The 19,400-nt window shown below is 39.6% G+C and carries 20 protein-coding genes and 1 riboswitch; of the genes, 2 read left to right on the top strand and 18 right to left on the bottom strand.

What is annotated here, in order from left to right; translation table 11 throughout:
• Positions 1 to 241 precede the first annotated feature (241 nt).
• Genes ACR65M_RS09030 through ACR65M_RS09040 form a run of 3 tightly spaced genes read right to left on the bottom strand, consistent with a single transcriptional unit; the run spans position 242 to position 3,420 of the window.
• A complete protein-coding gene (locus ACR65M_RS09030; RefSeq protein ID WP_099354963.1) occupies positions 242 to 544 on the bottom strand; it encodes a YerC/YecD family TrpR-related protein in 303 nt (100 codons plus the stop codon).
• Between the two features lie 29 nt (positions 545 to 573).
• Positions 574 to 1,623 carry a DUF3048 domain-containing protein gene (locus tag ACR65M_RS09035; RefSeq protein WP_440273132.1) on the bottom strand — a complete coding sequence of 350 codons (1,050 nt, stop codon included), beginning with the start codon at positions 1,621 to 1,623 and terminating at the stop codon, positions 574 to 576.
• 54 nt (positions 1,624 to 1,677) lie between these two features.
• Complete coding sequence (locus tag ACR65M_RS09040) at positions 1,678 to 3,420, bottom strand: adenine deaminase C-terminal domain-containing protein (protein WP_440273133.1); 1,743 nt, start codon at positions 3,418 to 3,420, stop codon at positions 1,678 to 1,680.
• 157 nt (positions 3,421 to 3,577) lie between these two features.
• Between ACR65M_RS09040 and ACR65M_RS09045 the strand changes: the two genes are divergently transcribed.
• Positions 3,578 to 3,835 carry a YgaP family membrane protein gene (locus ACR65M_RS09045; protein ID WP_440273134.1) on the top strand — a complete coding sequence of 86 codons (258 nt, stop codon included), beginning with the start codon at positions 3,578 to 3,580 and terminating at the stop codon, positions 3,833 to 3,835.
• Positions 3,836 to 3,922: 87 nt separating this feature from the next.
• Here ACR65M_RS09045 and purD read toward each other — a convergent pair whose 3' ends face one another.
• The 14 genes from purD to ACR65M_RS09115 form a co-directional block, all read right to left on the bottom strand.
• On the bottom strand, positions 3,923 to 5,215 hold the full coding sequence (gene purD, locus ACR65M_RS09050) for a phosphoribosylamine--glycine ligase (RefSeq protein ID WP_440273135.1): 1,293 nt from the start codon (positions 5,213 to 5,215) through the stop codon (positions 3,923 to 3,925).
• 169 nt (positions 5,216 to 5,384) lie between these two features.
• Positions 5,385 to 6,923 (bottom strand): bifunctional phosphoribosylaminoimidazolecarboxamide formyltransferase/IMP cyclohydrolase, encoded by a 1,539-nt coding sequence (purH, locus tag ACR65M_RS09055; RefSeq protein WP_440273136.1) that lies wholly within the window; start codon positions 6,921 to 6,923, stop codon positions 5,385 to 5,387.
• On the bottom strand, positions 6,920 to 7,516 hold the full coding sequence (gene purN / locus ACR65M_RS09060; protein ID WP_341329762.1) for a phosphoribosylglycinamide formyltransferase: 597 nt from the start codon (positions 7,514 to 7,516) through the stop codon (positions 6,920 to 6,922). The genes purH and purN overlap by 4 nt, the downstream gene beginning before the upstream one ends.
• A complete protein-coding gene (purM, locus tag ACR65M_RS09065) occupies positions 7,513 to 8,553 on the bottom strand; it encodes a phosphoribosylformylglycinamidine cyclo-ligase (protein WP_440273137.1) in 1,041 nt (346 codons plus the stop codon). The genes purN and purM overlap by 4 nt, the downstream gene beginning before the upstream one ends.
• 23 nt (positions 8,554 to 8,576) lie before the next feature.
• On the bottom strand, positions 8,577 to 9,995 hold the full coding sequence (gene purF, locus ACR65M_RS09070; protein WP_121449513.1) for an amidophosphoribosyltransferase: 1,419 nt from the start codon (positions 9,993 to 9,995) through the stop codon (positions 8,577 to 8,579).
• A complete protein-coding gene (gene purL / locus ACR65M_RS09075) occupies positions 9,971 to 12,199 on the bottom strand; it encodes a phosphoribosylformylglycinamidine synthase subunit PurL (RefSeq protein ID WP_440273138.1) in 2,229 nt (742 codons plus the stop codon). Before purL ends, purF begins: the two co-directional genes overlap by 25 nt.
• A complete protein-coding gene (gene purQ / locus ACR65M_RS09080; protein ID WP_341329759.1) occupies positions 12,183 to 12,872 on the bottom strand; it encodes a phosphoribosylformylglycinamidine synthase subunit PurQ in 690 nt (229 codons plus the stop codon). Before purQ ends, purL begins: the two co-directional genes overlap by 17 nt.
• Positions 12,869 to 13,123: a phosphoribosylformylglycinamidine synthase subunit PurS gene (purS, locus tag ACR65M_RS09085; RefSeq protein ID WP_099362645.1), complete on the bottom strand. Its 255-nt coding sequence runs from the start codon at positions 13,121 to 13,123 to the stop codon at positions 12,869 to 12,871. Before purS ends, purQ begins: the two co-directional genes overlap by 4 nt.
• Positions 13,123 to 13,839 carry a phosphoribosylaminoimidazolesuccinocarboxamide synthase gene (purC, locus tag ACR65M_RS09090; RefSeq protein WP_341333469.1) on the bottom strand — a complete coding sequence of 239 codons (717 nt, stop codon included), beginning with the start codon at positions 13,837 to 13,839 and terminating at the stop codon, positions 13,123 to 13,125. The genes purS and purC overlap by 1 nt, the downstream gene beginning before the upstream one ends.
• 49 nt (positions 13,840 to 13,888) lie before the next feature.
• On the bottom strand, positions 13,889 to 15,181 hold the full coding sequence (gene purB, locus ACR65M_RS09095; RefSeq protein ID WP_440273139.1) for an adenylosuccinate lyase: 1,293 nt from the start codon (positions 15,179 to 15,181) through the stop codon (positions 13,889 to 13,891).
• Positions 15,182 to 15,193: 12 nt separating this feature from the next.
• Entirely contained in the window at positions 15,194 to 16,339 is a 1,146-nt protein-coding gene (gene purK / locus ACR65M_RS09100; protein ID WP_440273140.1) for a 5-(carboxyamino)imidazole ribonucleotide synthase, read from the bottom strand.
• The gene (purE, locus tag ACR65M_RS09105) at positions 16,326 to 16,814 is read right to left on the bottom strand and encodes a 5-(carboxyamino)imidazole ribonucleotide mutase (RefSeq protein WP_341329756.1); all 489 of its coding nucleotides are present in this window, start codon (positions 16,812 to 16,814) and stop codon (positions 16,326 to 16,328) included. Before purE ends, purK begins: the two co-directional genes overlap by 14 nt.
• A gap of 227 nt (positions 16,815 to 17,041) precedes the next feature.
• Positions 17,042 to 17,143, bottom strand: a riboswitch (purine riboswitch).
• Between the two features lie 74 nt (positions 17,144 to 17,217).
• A complete protein-coding gene (locus ACR65M_RS09110) occupies positions 17,218 to 17,415 on the bottom strand; it encodes an NETI motif-containing protein (protein ID WP_341329755.1) in 198 nt (65 codons plus the stop codon).
• On the bottom strand, positions 17,412 to 17,954 hold the full coding sequence (locus ACR65M_RS09115; RefSeq protein ID WP_341329754.1) for a DUF2179 domain-containing protein: 543 nt from the start codon (positions 17,952 to 17,954) through the stop codon (positions 17,412 to 17,414). Before ACR65M_RS09115 ends, ACR65M_RS09110 begins: the two co-directional genes overlap by 4 nt.
• Before the next feature lie 189 nt (positions 17,955 to 18,143).
• Between ACR65M_RS09115 and ACR65M_RS09120 the strand changes: the two genes are divergently transcribed.
• On the top strand, positions 18,144 to 18,578 hold the full coding sequence (locus tag ACR65M_RS09120) for an Hsp20/alpha crystallin family protein (RefSeq protein ID WP_341329753.1): 435 nt from the start codon (positions 18,144 to 18,146) through the stop codon (positions 18,576 to 18,578).
• Between the two features lie 36 nt (positions 18,579 to 18,614).
• Here ACR65M_RS09120 and ACR65M_RS09125 read toward each other — a convergent pair whose 3' ends face one another.
• Positions 18,615 to 18,920 carry a DUF3784 domain-containing protein gene (locus ACR65M_RS09125; RefSeq protein ID WP_341329752.1) on the bottom strand — a complete coding sequence of 102 codons (306 nt, stop codon included), beginning with the start codon at positions 18,918 to 18,920 and terminating at the stop codon, positions 18,615 to 18,617.
• Between the last annotated feature and the right edge of the window lie 480 nt (positions 18,921 to 19,400).

Raw genomic sequence — 19,400 nt, forward strand, 5'->3', positions numbered from 1 at the left:
CTCATACTCTTGATGAAGTACTTAACCTGTTAATGTTTCTTAAGTTATGTTCCTCATACTCTTGATGAAGTACTTAATTACCTTAAGTTATGTTCCTTCTTAATTTTAATTAAGTAAAAAAACTCACAATATAAACTCCATATACGACGACAATACACCCTTACTAAATTCGCAATATACCACTAACCGAATCAACAAAAAATAAAAAGCCGAAACTCAAGGTTTCGACTTTTCCACATAATTATTGTTTTTCCGTTTCTTTGACACGATCGAGTGCCATTTGATAGGCATCGTTTCCGTAATTTAAGCATCGCTTTACACGAGAAATGGTTGCTGTACTTGCCCCTGTTTCCGTTTCGATTTTATGGTACGTATTTCCTTCTTGTAGCATTCTTGCGACTTCAAGGCGTTGAGCAAGTGACTGGATTTCATTTACCGTACATAAATCATCGAAGAATCGATAGCACTCCTCAAGATCGTTTAGTGATAGGATTGCATTAAATAATTGATCAAGTTCTTTCCCACGTAATTTATCAATTTGCATGTGATTTCTCCCTTTTTAAAATGTTTTTTCTAGTTTCCAAACGATACGGCACCGGCGATTCCAGGTGTTGTTGGAATGATATTAATCCATGTTTTCCCTGGGACCAAGCCGACTTCTTCCCCATTTGCAAATGGCACAATTCTTCCCTCAACATTTTTCCACTCGATTTCCTGTGCCTTTCCTTTCTGAAGCAAAAAGCCTTTTCCTCCGGTTGTCACATCAACAGCACGTCTTCCATAATCATCGATAAAGCGATGATTCATTTCAACGATTAATACATTGTCAAGTAATACCGGTGTACTTGTCTCACGGTCTACTGTCTGGTCGCCTCCGCTATAACGCTCATACTTACTTTTTTCAGCATTATAATCGTAGACTGCTGAAAATATATCTCTTGATGAATAGGACACTCGAACATGTTCAGCTGCTGTGCCTTCAATGCCATCTAACTCATTCTCAGATAAAAATGAAAAACTTGGAACCTCGTCTTCCATTGAATATCCTTGCTTATCTGCCCCTTTCACAATATTTTCAAATGAAATATATGAGTTATGTGGGGCAACATTGTGGTCAGCACGCCAAAAAAGAGTGCCATCATAAACCATTCCATTTATGTTGTCTATCTTGCCGCTGTTAAGAATCTGTTTAGCCTCTGGGCTCCAGCCATGTGCTACATATAGTGCATCAAAGCCTTTGCTCAACTCAATATAATAATCTCTAGCACTACGAACTGGTCCAATAATTTCTGGTTTTTCACTTTGGAACACAGCTAGGAAACGAGTTACATCTCCTTCCGCTAACACTTCATACACTATATCAGCCATATGAAGTCCTGACTGCGGACGTGCTTTTGGATGATTGTTGACCATGACTGCAAATGGACGACTATCTACATCCTCGTTTGTTCCAATTCCTGTTAAAGGAAAGACATGTTCAAACTCTTCCTTTGGTTCATCCTTTGTTACAGGCTGGACCTGTTTTGGTTCATGCTCTTCCTGTTGCTTTACAACTTCCTTATTGCTACAAGCTGCTGAAAAGAGTAAGAGAAGAATTCCTAGAATGTATATAGTCTTTTTCATATTTGATTACACAACCTTTTTAATAGAAAATCAAAATTGAAATCCTTTTATATTTTAACGCATTATTGACGGAAAGAGTACCATTTTATTCATGACATCATAAATTCCCTGTGGTGTAATGCGAATATAAGGCAAATGAGTAGACGATAAAAAGCTTAATGTATAAATCGGGTCACTGTGATTATAACCTCGCTCACGTACTAAACGAACTAACTCCTTTTCAAGTACACTTAAATCTACTACAGATTTAGACGAAGTGATTCCACCAATATCTAGTGGGACTTCATGTAAAATGTTACCGTTTTCAACTAAAACTATTCCACCACCAAGTTCCTTCATGCGATTAAAGGCAAGAAGCATATCCTTTTTATTTTTTCCAATTAATACAAAATCACCCGTATTTGAAAAAGAACTTGCAAACCCCGAAATGCGATTTGCGAAACCTTTAATCATTGTGTTGACACGCCATTTCCCTTCCCGGTCAACTAACATCAAGAAGCTCTCATCATGTTCCATTGAAATTTCATCATAAGATGCATCAATGGAAATCGAATATGGTTTCATAATAACAGCATTCTCCATCTTCATTCCGAACGGCATTGAAAACTGTAAGTCATCAAGCGTCAGTTCCCAGTTGGTAGCAAGGTTTGTAAAGCCCTGACTCTTCCACGGAAATTCTGGAAATGCATGTTGATCTTTATTTTCACGTTTCACCCAAACCCCTTTAGCAAGGACAGATTCAGGAGTTGGATTCTCTTTTGATGTTAAAATATTTAGATTTGCAATTCTTCCCGTAGCTATCATACCATGGAGGTTATCCATGTTATAGTGCCTTGCTACATTGATTGTTGCCATATTGTAGGCATCGATAATTGGTACACCTTTATCAATTGCGATCTTTATCATGTTATCTATAATTCCCTGTTCATAAAACGCTGGTGGTGAACCATCTGTTGTGAGAATGAACTTATCATACTGATCAATACCTATTTCATGTATTTCGTCCAGAATTTTTGGCAGGTCCGGGCGAATCGAGGAATTACGCAATGAAGTTGTGTAGCCTTGCAGAAGACGATTCAATACATCTGTACCAGTCATCGACTCATGGTCGCAATCCGAACCCAATAACATCATTTTGGCTAATGTTTTTTCAGAAGCACCTGGAAAATGACCTTCGACCTTTTTTCCAATCCGTTTCGCTTCTTGAATCCAATGAAGCATGAGATCATCTCCATCAAGCAACTTCGGCCATCCCGTCAATTCCCCACCTTGAACAACAGCATCATGCTCAAGCCAACTTAACACATTTCCATTAGAAAAAGCTTGCTCTTCATGATGAATTTCTGTCTGTGGATCAAACCTACACCACCAGTACATTGTGACTGGAAGGTTTTTCATTTCTTCCAAAAAAGAAAACGCTTTCTTTTTACTCGTTTGTAATGCGAGCACTAAGTTATCATTTATGATTGTAGTCGTCCCTGTTTGGGATGCATATTGAGCAAATGAGTGGGGATTATATAAATGAAATGAATGTGCATGAGGTTCAATGTAACCTGGCACTACAAATTTCCCATCACACTCTACAACTTCACAGTTGGTAAGTTTTGATGGCAGCTGTTGACCCACGTACACAATACGATCTTGGTAAATCCAGATATGTGCGTTGATCCATTTTTTTAACATTTGATTTAAATATGTGACGTTTTTTAATAGAATTGTTGGTGATTTTTTTCCATCTATGACAGCAACATGTTCACGTAGTTGCTTATTTTTCCAACGGTAACGTTGCCCAACCATTAACCATCTCTCCAATCTCTGCCTTAAGCTATGGAAGCGCTTTATGCTATAGTAACATATTAATTGATTTAGTGCATTAAAGACTTCAAGAAAAAATTGTAAAACTTTTTGACAATTTTTGAGGTAAGGTAAAGCTCTTTGAACGGGGGTAAAAAAAATGAAACCGAATATAGGGATGATCAATGCTTTAGTCCGCATTACATGTGGATTTACGATGCTTGCTTGGGCTACCGCTAAAATGGTAAAACGTCCGTGGCGTGAAAGTTTCATTTTCGTGGCGATGCTTGGGGGAATGAAGGTGGCAGAAGGTATTACTCGTTTCTGTCCACTTACAGCTCTCTTTCAAGAGTATGTCGAGAGAAAGCAAGAGGAACCAGAACCATTAAAAGAACTTCCTCCAATAAATCCATCATAAAAGGTAAGAGGATTATCCTCTTACCTATTTTATAATGCATTTTTACCGTAGTAGAATTTCGTTTTTAATATCGAAAATGTATGATATTCACACAAATTGTGCGCTATTCTTATTATTTGCGTTATAAGAAATCGCCTTGTTCCCAATATCCTTTCGGTAAAATAAATTTGAGCACTTTATTTTTTCTGCTTCTTGGTATACAAAGTCCTGTGCTTTTTCAAGAGTTTCACCGCTAGCTACAACGGTCAACACTCTTCCACCATTCGTAACAAACTGATTGTTGACCAAATCTGTTCCAGCATGGAAAGCTGTAATTTTCTCATCAAGGTTGTCTAGCCCTTCGATGACTGCTCCCTTTTCATAGCTTTCTGGATATCCTTTTGATGCAAATACGACACCAAGTGTTGCTTTATCTGACCACTTTAGGGAAATCTCCTTTTGATCAAGTAATCCTTCTATAACATCAATGAAATCCGTTTCTAAACGAGGAAGGACAACCTGAGTTTCAGGATCTCCAAATCGAGCATTGTATTCAATTACTTTTGGTCCATTAGCGGTCAAAATGAGCCCCGCATATAGGATACCAGTAAAATCTCTACCCTCTTCTTCCATCGCTTTAACTGTTGGGTTAATAATGGTTTCGATTGCTTCTTGAACAATATTGTCTGATATTTGCGGGACTGGTGAATAAGCACCCATTCCCCCAGTGTTAGGACCTTCATCATTGTCAAAAGCACGCTTATGGTCCTGTGAAATCACCATCGGATAAGCCGTTTTCCCATCCACAAAAGCCATTAATGAGAATTCTTCCCCTTCAAGAAACTCTTCAATAACTACTTGAGTACTTGCTTCACCAAATTTATTATCTTCAAGCATGTCGTACACACTTGTTAATGCATCATCCAAATTAAGAGCTACTGTAACACCTTTACCAGCAGCTAGGCCGTCCGCCTTAATAACGATAGGTGCTCCTTTTTCAAGGATATATTGTTTCGCTTCTTCATAAGAAGTGAATGTCTCATACTCTGCGGTTGGGATATTGTACTTTTTCATAATTTCCTTCGCAAAGGATTTACTACCTTCAAGTAGGGCAGCATCTTTTGTTGGGCCAAATATCGCGAGGCCTTCAGCCTGGAATCGGTTCACGATACCATTAATTAATGGGACTTCAGGTCCAACTAGGGTAAGGTCGATTTGTTCCTTTTTCGCAAACTCTATTAAACCATCAAAGTCATTTTCATCAATGTTTATTAAAGTTGCGATCGTCTGCATGCCTGGATTTCCTGGTGCAACATAGACGGTCTCTACTTTTTGGCTTTGCCCGACTTTCCAAGCAAGTGTATGTTCACGGCCACCGCGGCCAATGACTAGTACTTTCATTTTTTCACCTCATCAAACGAATTTGATTAACTTATATCTACAATGTCTAGCTCCAGCGCCTAGCCCCTCGAGGTCACAACCCAATCCATCTAGAAGGTTAAAGTACAACCTTCTGGATGGCTCGTCTTGTGCTTGTCAGGGCTGATCAAGGCGCTTGCGCTTTTCCTAATTAGTGTTTAAAATGACGTACTCCGGTAAAGACCATTGCGATTCCGTATTCATCGGCTTTTTGAATGGATTCTTCATCACGAATGGATCCTCCAGGCTGGATGATGGCAGTGATGCCAGCTTTTGCCGCAGCTTCAACTGTGTCACCCATTGGGAAGAATGCATCTGATGCAAGTGCTGAACCTTTTGCTTTTTCACCTGCTTGGTTAATTGCGATATTTGCTGATCCTACACGGTTCATTTGACCGGCACCAATTCCAATGGTCATGTCGTCTTTTGCTAACACAATTGCGTTCGATTTAACATGTTTTACAACCTTCCAACCAAGCTTTAAATCAGCCCATTCTTGTTCAGTTGGTTCTCGCTTAGTAGGAACAGAGATAGTTGCCTCTTCCAATCCGTATGAATCTTCATCTTGAACAAGTAATCCGCCACGAACGGACACAAGTTTCTTTTCAACCTTCTCGTCATCTGAAAGTTCAACAGTCAACAAACGGAGGTTTTTCTTTGAAGAAAGAATTTCAAATGCTTCCTCACTGAATGATGGTGCAATGATAATTTCAAGGAAGATTTCTCGCATTTTATGAGCTGTTTGTGCATCAACTTCACGGTTCAGTGCGATAATCCCCCCAAAAATTGACGTTGAGTCTGCTTCATATGCTTTTTGGTAGGCTTCCTCTAAAGTAGCACCCACTCCAACTCCGCAAGGATTCATATGCTTAACAGCAACCGCTGCAGGCTCTTTGAACTCTTTAACAATTTGAAGGGCAGCATCTGCATCGTTAATATTATTGTAAGATAATTCTTTTCCATGCAGTTGTGTTGCGGACGCAATCGAAATATGCGTTCCTAATGGTTTTTTATAAAATGCTGCCTTTTGATGAGGGTTTTCACCATAACGAAGGTCTTGTTTCTTTTCATAAGTAACGGTTAAGGATTCTGGATTTTCCTCACCCGCTGCATTTGTTAAAAATTCAGCGATTACTGCATCATAAGCAGCAGTGTGTCGGAACACTTTTGCTCCTAAACGAAGCTTTGTTTGTGCTGCAACTTCACCTTTTTCAGATATCTCCGCTAATACAGTATCGTAATCCTGTGGATCAACAACAACTGTTACATATTTGTGGTTTTTTGCAGCAGAACGAAGCATAGAAGGTCCGCCAATATCAATATTTTCAATTGCATCCGCAAACTGAACATCTGGTTTTGCAATTGTTTGTTGAAAGGGATATAGGTTAACAACAACTAAATCGATTAGTGTAATATCATGCTCTTGAAGTTGTTTTACATGTTCTTCATTTTCTCGTACCGCTAGGAGGCCACCATGAATATTTGGATGTAGTGTTTTGACACGACCATCCATAATTTCTGGAAAGTTTGTTACCTCTGAAATTCCGATGACAGAGAGTCCCGCTTCCTCAAGAGTACGCTTTGTACCACCTGTTGAAATAACTTCAACCCCATTATCAATTAAGCCTTTTACAAAAGGAACTAGTCCCTGTTTATCTGAAACACTGACAAGTGCGCGCTTGATTGTCACTTTGAATCGCTCCCTACTCTAGAATTCTTTGCTGTTACAAGTGATTGCAGGATCTGTGGATAAAATTCATGCTCAATTTGATGAACTTTTTCTTCAATGATTGCTAATGTATCTCCTGGTTCAATAGAAAGTTCCTTTTGGGCAATAATTGGACCTGTATCCATTCCTTCATCGACATAATGAATCGTAACACCAGTCGTCCTCACGCCCGCTTCAAATGCCTGACCAATTGCATCCTTACCCGGAAAAGCTGGTAAAAGAGAAGGATGAATATTGATGATTTTGTTGCGATACGCCTTTAAAAGCGTATCGCCAATTAATCTCATGTATCCAGCCAATACAATTAATTCTACTTTTTTCTCACGTAAAGCTTCCACAATTTCGGCTTCGAATAATGATTTTTCTTGATAGTCTTTTGGTGAAAAAACAAAAGTGTCCACCCATTCCTTTGAAGCACGTTCAATTACTTTTGCACCTGGCTTATCACAAACTAGTAATTCAATTTCTGCTGCAAGTCTACCTTCTTTTACCGAATCTGCAATGGCTTGAAAGTTTGTGCCACTCCCTGATGCAAATACAGCTATTTTTTTCATACAAGTGCTCCCCCACCAAAGGTTACACCATTACCTTCTTTAATACGGCCAATAATATATGCTTTTTCACCTTGCTCTTCAAGTAGTTGAAGAAGTTCATGGAGGTCAGCCTCATTAATGGCTAACACCATTCCGATTCCCATATTAAATATATTAAACATTTCTTCACGATTTAGGTTTCCGGTCTCTTGAAGCAGATCAAAGATTGGTGGAATTGGCCATGAACCGTAATCAATCTCCGCCCCTACACCTTCTGGAAGCATACGAGGAATATTTTCAATAAAGCCCCCACCTGTAATATGGGACATACCCTTTACTTCAAACTTCTCCATTGCTTTTAATAAAGACTTCACATGAATTTTAGTCGGTTGAAGAAGTTCTTCACCTAATGTACGCCCGATTTTTCCGTACGTTTTGTGAAGGTCCAATCCTCCATCCTCTAGTAGAACCTTACGGACAAGTGAATAGCCATTACTGTGAATTCCACTTGAAGAAAGGCCGATAAGAACATCACCAGGCTTAATTGAAGCGCCAGTTACAAGCTTAGACTTTTCTGCAACACCCACTGAAAAACCAGCAAGGTCATATTCATCCTCACTATACATTCCTGGCATTTCAGCAGTTTCACCGCCAATTAATGCACAACCCGCTTGTTCACAACCATCAGCAATTCCTTTTACAATTTGCTCAATTTTTTCGGGCTGTGCTTTTCCGCATGCAATATAATCTAAAAAGTATAAAGGCTCAGCTCCCTGAACCACAATATCATTCACACACATTGCAACCGCATCAATCCCAATTGTGTCATGCTTATCCATCATAAAAGCCAACATCAACTTAGTGCCAACACCGTCTGTGCCAGAAACCAACACAGGCTCTTTTACGTTTACCTTTGATAGGTCAAACATTCCACCAAAGCTGCCAAGTCCACCCATCACTTCTGGGCGAACTGTTTTTGCAACATGCTTTTTCATTCTGGAAACAGCCTCATAGCCTGCTTCAATGTCTACTCCAGCTTGCTTATAAGCATTTGCCATCGTTATGAACACCTCTACTTTTTTTAGCTGAATACTTTTTCATGCGGTAATACCGTATCCGGGAAGATCTCCGTCGGATATTTCCCTGTAAAACAAGCCATACATTGTCCGCGAGTTTCCCCTTCAAACGGTCTTGCAATTGCTTTTACAAGCCCCTCAGGACTTAAAAATGTTAATGTGTCCGCCCCAATGATTTGACGCATTTCTTCAATTGAATGTGAAGATGCGATCAATTCTTCATGTGTGGAGGTATCAATTCCGTAAAAGCATGGATTTTTAATTGGCGGTGAACTAATGCATACATGCACTTCTAATGCACCTGCATCGCGAAGCATTTTTACAATTCTTCGGCTTGTTGTTCCACGAACAATAGAGTCATCCACCATGACAACGCGCTTGCCTTCTACAACACCATTAACAGGTGAAAGTTTCATTTTCACACCTTGTTCACGTAATGATTGGGTCGGCTTAATAAACGTTCTGCCGACATATCGATTCTTAATGAGACCGAGCTCATAAGGAATTCCAGATTCCTCTGCGTAACCAATCGCTGCCGAAATACTAGAATCTGGCACACCGGTTACTATATCGGCATCAATTGGTGCCTCTATAGCAAGCTGTTTACCTAAGTTTTTTCGGGCTGTATGAACATTCACTCCGTTAATATTACTATCCGGGCGTGAAAAATAAATATATTCCATACTGCACATTGCACGATTATTCATTAAGGAGAAACGCTCTGATTGAATGCCTTCATCATTGATCACAATCAATTCACCAGGCTCAACATCTCTTTCGAATTTAGCACCAATTATATCAAACGCACAAGTCTCAGAAGCTACTACCCAAGCATCTCCAAGTTTACCAAGTGATAACGGACGAAGACCATTTGGATCCAGAGCAACTATCATTTTCTTTTCCGTCATGATCAAAAAGGCATAAGCCCCTTTTAACATGGTTAAGGCATTTTTGACACGATCTTTAATTTTTGTATAGCCGCTTTTTCTAGTTAGGTGTGCAAGAACTTCAGTATCAGAAGAAGTTTGAAAGATACTACCTTGGTTTTCCAACTGATGCTTCAAGTCATTTGCATTTACAAGGTTTCCGTTATGAGCAATCGCTAACCCACCTACTTGTGAATGAAAGAGGAGGGGCTGAACATTTTGAATGCCCCCACCCCCAGCTGTTGCATAACGAACATGCCCAATTGCTGCACTTCCTTCTAATTGTTCAAGTTGGCCATTGCCAAACACTTCATTCACAAGGCCTTCTCCTTTTACAATTCGAAGCTTTTCACCATTACTGACAACAATGCCGGCACCCTCTTGACCACGATGCTGTAAGCTGTGTAATCCATAATAAGTTAGTTTTGCTGCATCTGGATGTCCCCAGATACCGAATACACCACATTCCTCGTTTAAGCCTTTGAGTTCAGCAAGCATGGGATTGCTCCTTTCCATGTGCGTTTTAGATCATCGACTGGTAGATTAATAATTTCCTTTCCAGTTTGATCCTCAACGATAAATAATCCATCGCCTGTTACTTCTCCGACCAGATTAGCTCTTACTAGCTGTTCAAACTTCTCTTTGTTTTCCTTCTTCACAGATACGATAAAACGAGATTGTGTTTCACTGAATAACTCAGTTACCGCATCTCCTTGAATTTGTACTTTTACACCTAAGCCCTTTGCCCCAAATGTCTTTTCTGCTAATGCAACTGCAAAGCCACCCTCTGCCACATCATGTGCAGAAGCAATAACGCCTGCACGAATGGCAGTTAATACTTGTTGTTGTCTTCTTTTTTCAATCTCTAAATCTAATTCAGGAACCGGACCGAAAATCTCGCCATGAATTAATTTTTGTAGCTCGCTGCCTGCGAATTCTTCTTTCGCCTCACCGATTACATACACAAGGTCGCCCACTTCTTTGAATTCTTGAGTTGTAATATGAGAAACATCGTCAATCAAACCAACCATTCCAATAACTGGTGTTGGGTAAATTGCTTCACCGTTCGTTTCATTATAAAGAGACACATTTCCACCAATAACTGGTGTATTTAGCACACGGCATGCTTCGCTAATTCCGTCAGCTGCTTTTTCAATCTGCCAAAAAATCTCTGGCTTCTCTGGATTTCCAAAGTTAAGGTTATCTGTGATTGCAAGAGGTGCACCACCTGAGCAGACAATATTTCTAGCAGCTTCACTAACTGCGATTTGTCCCCCAACCTCAGGGTCTAAATAGAGATACCTAGAATTACAGTCTGTAGTCATCGCGAGTGCTTTCTGTGTGTCGCGAATTCTTACAACCGCTGCATCCGAACCAGGAGCAACAACTGTATTAGTGCGAACCATATAATCATATTGGTCATAAACCCATTCTTTACTTGCAATTGTAGGCTGTGCAAGTAAATCTACAAGTGTTTGACTTACATCTTCAAGCTTAGGAGCTTCAATCTTCATTTCTTTAAATTCACGATAAGAAGCAGGTTCGCTTGAAGGCTTATGATAGACAGGAGCTTCTTCAGCTAATGCATCAACAGGAACATCAGCGATTACTTCTCCCTTGTGTACTAAGCGAAGTTGTTTGTCATCTGTAACTTTACCGATTGCCACAGCTTCAAGATCATATTTATTTACGATATCTTGGATTTCTTGCTCTCTTCCTTTCTCAACAACGATTAACATCCGCTCCTGTGATTCAGAAAGCATCATTTCATAACCCGTCATACCTGTTTCACGTTGTGGGACTAGGTCAAGATTCATTTCAATACCTGAGCCAGCTTTACTCGCCATTTCTGCAGATGAACTAGTTAGTCCTGCTGCGCCCATGTCCTGAATTCCAACTAGTGCATCAGATTTTACTAGTTCTAAGCAAGCTTCAAGCAACAATTTTTCCATAAATGGATCGCCAACCTGTACTGCAGGGCGCTTTGCATCTGAATCCTCAGTAAGTTCCTCAGAAGCAAAGGTTGCACCGTGAATTCCGTCACGACCAGTTTTGGCCCCAATATACATGACTGTATTGCCAACACCCTTTGCCTGACCCTTTTGAATATCTTCATGATTGATCAGTCCAACGCACATTGCGTTTACGAGTGGATTTCCTTCATAAGAAGCATCAAATTGAATTTCTCCACCAACTGTCGGAATTCCGATACAGTTTCCGTAACCCGCAATACCTGCTACAACTTCTTCGAACAAATACTTTACTCTCGGTGAAGTTAGCTCTCCGAAACGAAGAGAGTTTAATAGAGCAATCGGTCTTGCTCCCATAGAAAACACGTCACGGATTATTCCACCAACACCCGTCGCCGCCCCTTGATAAGGCTCAATTGCAGAAGGATGGTTATGACTTTCGATCTTAAAAACAACCGCTTGGTTATCACCAATATCAACAATCCCAGCACCTTCACCTGGTCCTTGAAGAACTCGCTCACCAGTTGTCGGAAACTTTCGTAACACCGGCTTAGAGTTTTTATAGCTACAGTGCTCAGACCACATAACTGAGAATAAACCTGTCTCTGTATAGTTTGGAAGTCTACCAATAATCTTTTCGATTAATTCAAACTCTGAATCACTTAAACCCATTTCACTATATATCTTTTGTTCTTTAATTTCCTGCGGACTTGGTTCAAGAAGTAACGACATGTGCTGCCAACCTCCAATTTTTCACAATTGATTGAAATAATTTGATTCCATCTGCACTACCCAATAATTCCTCAACCGCTCTTTCTGGATGAGGCATCATCCCTAGAACATTTCCTCGTTCATTTGTAATACCTGCGATATCCGCAACACTACCATTTGGGTTTGTTCCGTTATATGTGAACGCGATCTGATTATTCTCTTGTAATCTAGCAAGTGTTTGCTCATCACAATAATAATTTCCTTCACCATGGGCAATCGGAACTGTGATGACTTCGCCCACTTCATATTCAGATGTAAACATTGTTTTATTATTATCAACTCGCAGCTCAACCGGACGACACATGAATTTTAGTTTTTCATTTCGACGCATCGCACCTGGCAGAAGCCCTGCTTCTAATAAAATTTGGAAGCCATTGCATACACCCAGGATTGGTTTACCAGCCTCAGCTGCTTTTACTACCTCATCCATGACATTTGAAAAACGAGCAAGTGCTCCTGTACGTAGGTAATCTCCATAAGAGAAGCCTCCAGGAAGTAAAATACCATCGAATTCTTCAAGGTTTGTTGCAGTATGTGATACATACTCCACTTCTTCACCAAGCGCATCTTTTACAGCATGATACATATCAACATCGCAGTTAGAGCCTGGAAACACGATTACGGCAAATTTCACTGTGTGACAACCTCCTCAACCTCATAACGATAATCCTCAATTACCGTATTCGCTAAAAGCTTTTCACAAATCTCCTTAACCGTTTTATCAAGGTCAGCTACTGTTTCATCAATCATTAACTCCATATATTTTCCAATACGAACATCCGATACTTCTTTATAATTTAATTGGTGCAATGAACCTTTCACAGCACTACCTTGTGGATCTAAAACACTTTCACGTAATGTTACATAAACCTTTACTTTGTACATCATGCAATTTGTCCCCCTAGTCGATTTAAAATTTCCGTATAAGCGTCTGTTACATTTCCGAGGTCTCTACGGAATACGTCTTTATCCAATTTTTCATTTGTTTCAATATCCCAGAAGCGGCAGGTATCAGGTGAAATCTCATCAGCTAATAAAACCTCTCCGTCTTTTGTGACACCAAATTCGAGTTTAAAATCTATTAATCTGATTTGAAGGTCTAAAAAGAAAGCACGTAATACATCATTGATTTTTAGCGCCTGCTCTTTAAGTTCTAGGACTTGATTTTTTGTTGCAAGATCTAGAACTTCAATGTGGTCCTCGTTCACAAGTGGATCACCTAGGTCGTCATTTTTATAGTAAAATTCAACAATCGGTTTTACTAAGTCCGTTCCTTCCTCAATTCCAACTCGTTTTGAAAAACCGCCAGCAACTACGTTCCGCACAACAACCTCCAGCGGTATGATTGATACATGCTTGACGAGTTGTTCATTTTCTGAAAGCTTGCCGATAAAATGTGTTTTGATTCCTGCCGTATGAAGTTTTGAAAAAATCAGGCTTGTAATTTCGTTATTCAATCGACCCTTGCCAACGATTTGTGCTTTCTTTTCCCCATTAAACGCTGTGGCGTCATCCTTGTACTCCACTAAAACGATGGAATCTTCAGCTGTTTGATAGAGTTTCTTAGCCTTTCCTTCATACAGTAAACGAAGCTTTTTCACGTCCATCTTGACTCCCCCTAAAAGATTCAGATTAAGCGACTCTATATTTTTATAAGCCTAAGCGTTCAAAAATCATGTCTACGTGCTTAAGGTGGTAATTATAATCAAAGCAATCGTCAATTTGTGCTGGAGATAAACGGCTCATAATTTTTTCTTCAGCTTCAATTAACCCGCGGAACGGAACTTGTTTTTCCCATGCTTCCATTGCCTTAGGCTGTACAGTATCGTATGCCTCTTCTCTTGTTAAACCTGAGTCAATCAATGCTAACAACACACGTTGCGAATAAATCAATCCAAGTGTACGGTCCATATTACGTTTCATGTTCTCTGGGAACACAGTTAGGTTCTTTACAATATTTCCAAAACGATTAAGCATATAATTCAACGCAATCGTAGCATCTGGTAAAATAATGCGCTCTGCAGAAGAATGTGAAATATCACGTTCATGCCAAAGTGGCACATTTTCATATGCTGTCATCATATACCCACGAATTACACGAGCCAATCCTGTCATATTCTCAGACCCAATTGGGTTTCGTTTATGTGGCATTGCTGATGAACCTTTTTGACCTTTCGCAAAAAATTCTTCTACTTCTCTTGTTTCACTCTTTTGTAAGCCACGAACCTCTACCGCAAATTTTTCAATTGAAGTTGCGACAAGTGCTAATGCGGACATATATGCCGCATGACGGTCACGCTGTAACGTCTGTGTCGAGATCGGTGCAGCCGTAATACCAAGCTTTTCACACACATACTGCTCAACAAACGGATCGATATTCGCATAAGTTCCAACCGCTCCTGAAATCTTCCCAAACTGAACACCCTCCGCAGCTTGCTTGAAGCGTTCAAGATTACGTTTCATTTCCTCATGCCATAAAGCAAGCTTTAAACCAAATGTTGTTGGTTCGGCATGAACTCCATGCGTACGTCCCATCATAACAGTGTGTTTATGTTCCTTCGCTTTTTCCGCTAAAATATTGATAAATCGTTCTATGTCTTTTTGTAAAATGTCATTGGCTTGTTTTAACAAATAAGATAGGGCTGTATCCACAACATCGGTGGATGTTAATCCATAATGAACCCATTTTCTTTCTTCACCTAATGTTTCTGATACGGCACGTGTAAACGCCACAACATCATGTCTTGTTTCCTCTTCGATTTCTTTAATTCGATTCACATCAAAGGATGCATTTTTGCGAATAAGGGCAACATCTTCTTTTGGAATATCACCCAGCTCTGCCCAAGCCTCACAAGCTAAAATTTCCACTTCAAGCCAAGCACGGAACCGATTCTCCTCCGTCCAAATAGCCCCCATTTCCTCACGTGTATAACGACCAATCATATAAAATCCTCCTTAAATGCGGATATGTGAATCATGCCAAATTTGTAAGATATCTGACTTTTTCAAAGCCTCTTCCACTGTTTGTCCTAAGACGGTAACATGCCCCATCTTTCTCTTCACTTTTGCTTCGGCTTTACCATATAAATGAACCTTCACACTTGATAATTGTGATACTTTCTCAAGTAATGGCTGTACATGCTCACCAAGAATGTTTGTCATCACAACAGGACGTAACAGAGTTGTTTCTCCAAGCGGCCAATTACATACTGAGCGAACATGCTGCTCAAATTGTGAAGTTTCACATGCATCGATTGAATAGTGACCAGAGTTATGTGGACGTGGTGCCAATTCATTGATATAGATTTCGCCATCCTCAGTCACAAACATTTCAACCGCTAATGTTCCTACTAATTGAAATTCGGAAGCAAGCTTCATCGCCATTTCTTTTGCCTTAGTTTCTCTTATTTCAGAAATTCTAGCCGGAACAATTGATTGGTGTAGGATATTCTCAACGTGAATGTTTTCTGCTACTGGGAAAGCCTTTACCTCTCCTGCTGGATTTCGTGTAACAATGACAGAAACTTCTTTCTGAAACGGAACCCATGCTTCCAAGATGCAACCCCCAGAATCCAGAAGTTTTCCTGCTAATTCTATATCTTCCTTCTGTTTTAAAACAAATTGACCTTTTCCGTCATAGCCTCCACGGCATGTTTTTAACACGGAAGGAAATCCAATTTCCTCGACTGCCTCAGCTAATTGCTCTTGATTCTCCACAAGTCGAAACGGTGCAACTTGTAAGCCAATTTCCTGAATCGCACTCTTTTCAGTACCACGATCTTGTGTAATTCTTAAAAGGTGGCTCCCTTGTGGTAGGTTTGCATTTTCCTCAAGCCATGTAAGAGCCTCATAATCTATATTTTCAAATTCATACGTAATGACATCACTAACGCTTGCCAATTCCTTGATAGCCTCTAGGTCATCATAATTAGCCGTAAATTCAATATCAGCCACCTGTCCACACGGGGAATTTGGCGTTGGGTCCAAAACGGCCACAAGAAAACCCATTTCCCTAGCCGAAATGGCCATCATTCGTCCAAGCTGACCACCACCAATAATTCCAATCGTTTGGCCCGGTAAAATTTGCTTATTCAAGTTCATCACTACTTTCTAGTACTTGAATTTTTTTGTTTTCTCTTATATCAACGAGCTTCTGATCCCACTCTGGATTAGATGTCCCAAGAATCGAAGCTGCTAGTAATCCTGCATTTGTTGCGCCTGCTTTACCAATCGCAACTGTTGCAACTGGTACTCCACCTGGCATTTGAACAATTGACAATAATGAATCAAGCCCATTTAATGCACGTGATTGAACCGGAACCCCGATTACTGGTAGAGTTGTTTTTGCTGCAACCATACCCGGCAAATGCGCAGCACCACCAGCTCCCGCAATGATGACCTTAATGCCTCGTTCTTTTGCTTTTTCTGCATATTCAAACATAAGGTCTGGAGTACGGTGAGCAGAAACTACCTTTTTTTCATAAGGAATTCCAATATCCTCTAAAACATTGCACGCTTCTTTCATCGTTTCCCAATCCGAAGTACTTCCCATAATTACACCAACTACTGGATTCATAAGATCCTCCTAAATTGTCATAAATCAAATACACCTTGGCGTATTTTCGCCCAGATTGTTATTCGAGTTCGCTCGAATAATTTCCTTTAAAAATCTGAGCCTTCCATTATTTCAATAAAAATAGCCGTTAGTATAAGATAAAAGTTAAAATAAAAATGCCCAGGAAAAAGACTGATTTCCAAAAAGGGAAAGCAATCCTACCTGGGCATTCTATATCAAGAATAGGTAAAATTATACTTTTCCCTCATAGTCCAATAATTTACGGTTATCGGGTAGAAACTTATGGGCCATATTCCCAAGATTATATGAGGTATTTTTTCTAACCTAATCTTATCAACATAGTGGCTCAATTGTCAATTAATATCGAACGTTTTACAAAAATTTCATTTTTAATGTTCGTGTTTTACTGCAATATCCCTTCAAAAACTATCTTTCTCCCACAAGGTTCGACGACAATCCCCCCATTACGCGTCACCTCCTGAAAGACAGGTTCTTCCATTCTCCTAACAGGCAAATACCCTTCTGCCTTCATTCGGTCGAGGCATTGATCAATCGTTTCATTTTGTTTGACTTCAAATTTTTGCTTTTTTGGTTTACTCATGTTTCAAGCTTTCCTCTCCTAACAGCCTTCACCCAGAATCCGCCATGAATGGCCTTTGGTTCATACGTAATCACAAACGCCTTCGGATCCATATCAGTAATGGTTTTATATAATTTCATCTCATATTTGCGAGGAGTTAAAATCGTCATCGACAATCTGTCTCCCTCTCTACCCTGGGTTTGCCATGTCGTAACTCCGTATCCCTCATCGCGCAGTTTTTTCGGCAAATCCATCTCATATTCCTTAGTAATTACATTTACTGTAATATATCCGAGCGCAAGCTTCTCTTCAATCTTCATCCCAACAATAACACCGATTCCGTAACCTACTGCATACGCCACTAAATTTTGAATTTGATTTAAATTATCTAGTACCAAACCAAGACCCACGACATAAATAACAACCTCAACCGTACTAATTAATGCAGCTAAATACCGCTGCCCCTTCAACGTCAAGATCATCCGAATCGTAAAAAAAGACACATACACAATATTAATCACTAAAATAATGAGGACCATTACATATGCATTCGATAACAAATTTACTCCCCCTTCGGAACCTTTCCTTCTCTTAGCTTACCAAAGTATTCATTTTACTAAACATTTTCCCTAAAGAATACTACCCGAAACATATTTTTCCATGAAATTTCCTAGTAGGCACATACCTAATTGAAATCTCATATACTACTTTAGTTGAATTATGTATTTTTGAGGAGGGAACAACAGCCCATGAAAATGGACCAATTTAAAAATATGAATAATTGGAGAAAGCAATGGGACCATTTTTTTGGTGATGAATTTTGGAATGAATTTACCCCATTTTTCGATAACGCCCATTCTCAACTAAACCTTTACCAAGGAGATAATGAGCTACTGGTCGTCCTAAGCCTACCAGGGTTAACAAAAGTTGAGGATGTCGACATTTATGTAAACCATCAAACACTCGAAGTACAAGGAAAAATCAATTTGAACTTTAAAGGCTTTGATATCATTCAAGAAGGTATTTTCCAAGGAAGCTTTCAACGAGAAATACAGCTCCCCTACACGGTAAAAGAAGATCGGATTAAAGCAAGCTATAAAAGAGGACTCCTACTCGTCCACCTTCATAAGCAAATCCCCGATGACTCCCGTAAAAAAATAGAGGTAGTAGATCGAGACAAATAAATGGGAAAATCCCTCACGATTCAGTGGGGGATTCGATTATTTTGGACGATTAAGTTGATTTACATAAATAATTAGGAGTATAGTGCCAACAAAAGTAATTGCTCCGAAAAGAAGTCCCACCCATTCACTTATAAATTCTAAACCAAATGGAAGCAATATGGTAAGAACACCGATAATAATCGTAAACACACCTACTGCTTTTGCTAACTTCTCCTTATCTCCTTTAAACGTTTCTTCATTATATCCGGCGATTAAAGAAAGAATCTTCTTCTTCCATGTCAAATACCCCATAAAGATACATAAAAGCCCGACAATAAAACAGATGATGAATCCAGCAAGCATTTGAGGTCCTCCTCTGTTATTTGATGTATATATTGGTATTACGGATTAATGGTGTCGGAGGTTTCAGGATTATATTTTTTGGGGAGTTGATATGGGATATTAAAATAGGTTGGTGAGATAGGGCGGAGCTGGTTAGGCAAATTTGGGGGATGAGTGTTTTTTTGGCATAAGGATTGATATCTTTACCTATATGTGGTTGGGATTTCTTTATTTTTTCTAATTGTTCGCTTTCTTATAAAGCTAACTGGTTTGGAGTTTCCTGAATTTATCCATTTGCGAGCCTCTTTATGAGACTTACTGGTTCGGAGTATCCTAATTTCATCCATTTGCGAGCCTCTTTATGAGACTTACTGGTTCGGGGTTCACTAATTTTATCCAACTGCTTGCCTCTTTCCGAGGCTTGCTGGTTCGGAGTATCCTAATTTCATCCATTTGCGAGCCTCTTTATGAGACTTACTGGTTCGGGGTTCACTAATTTTA

The sequence above is a fragment of the Ferdinandcohnia sp. SAFN-114 genome (assembly GCF_059415045.1).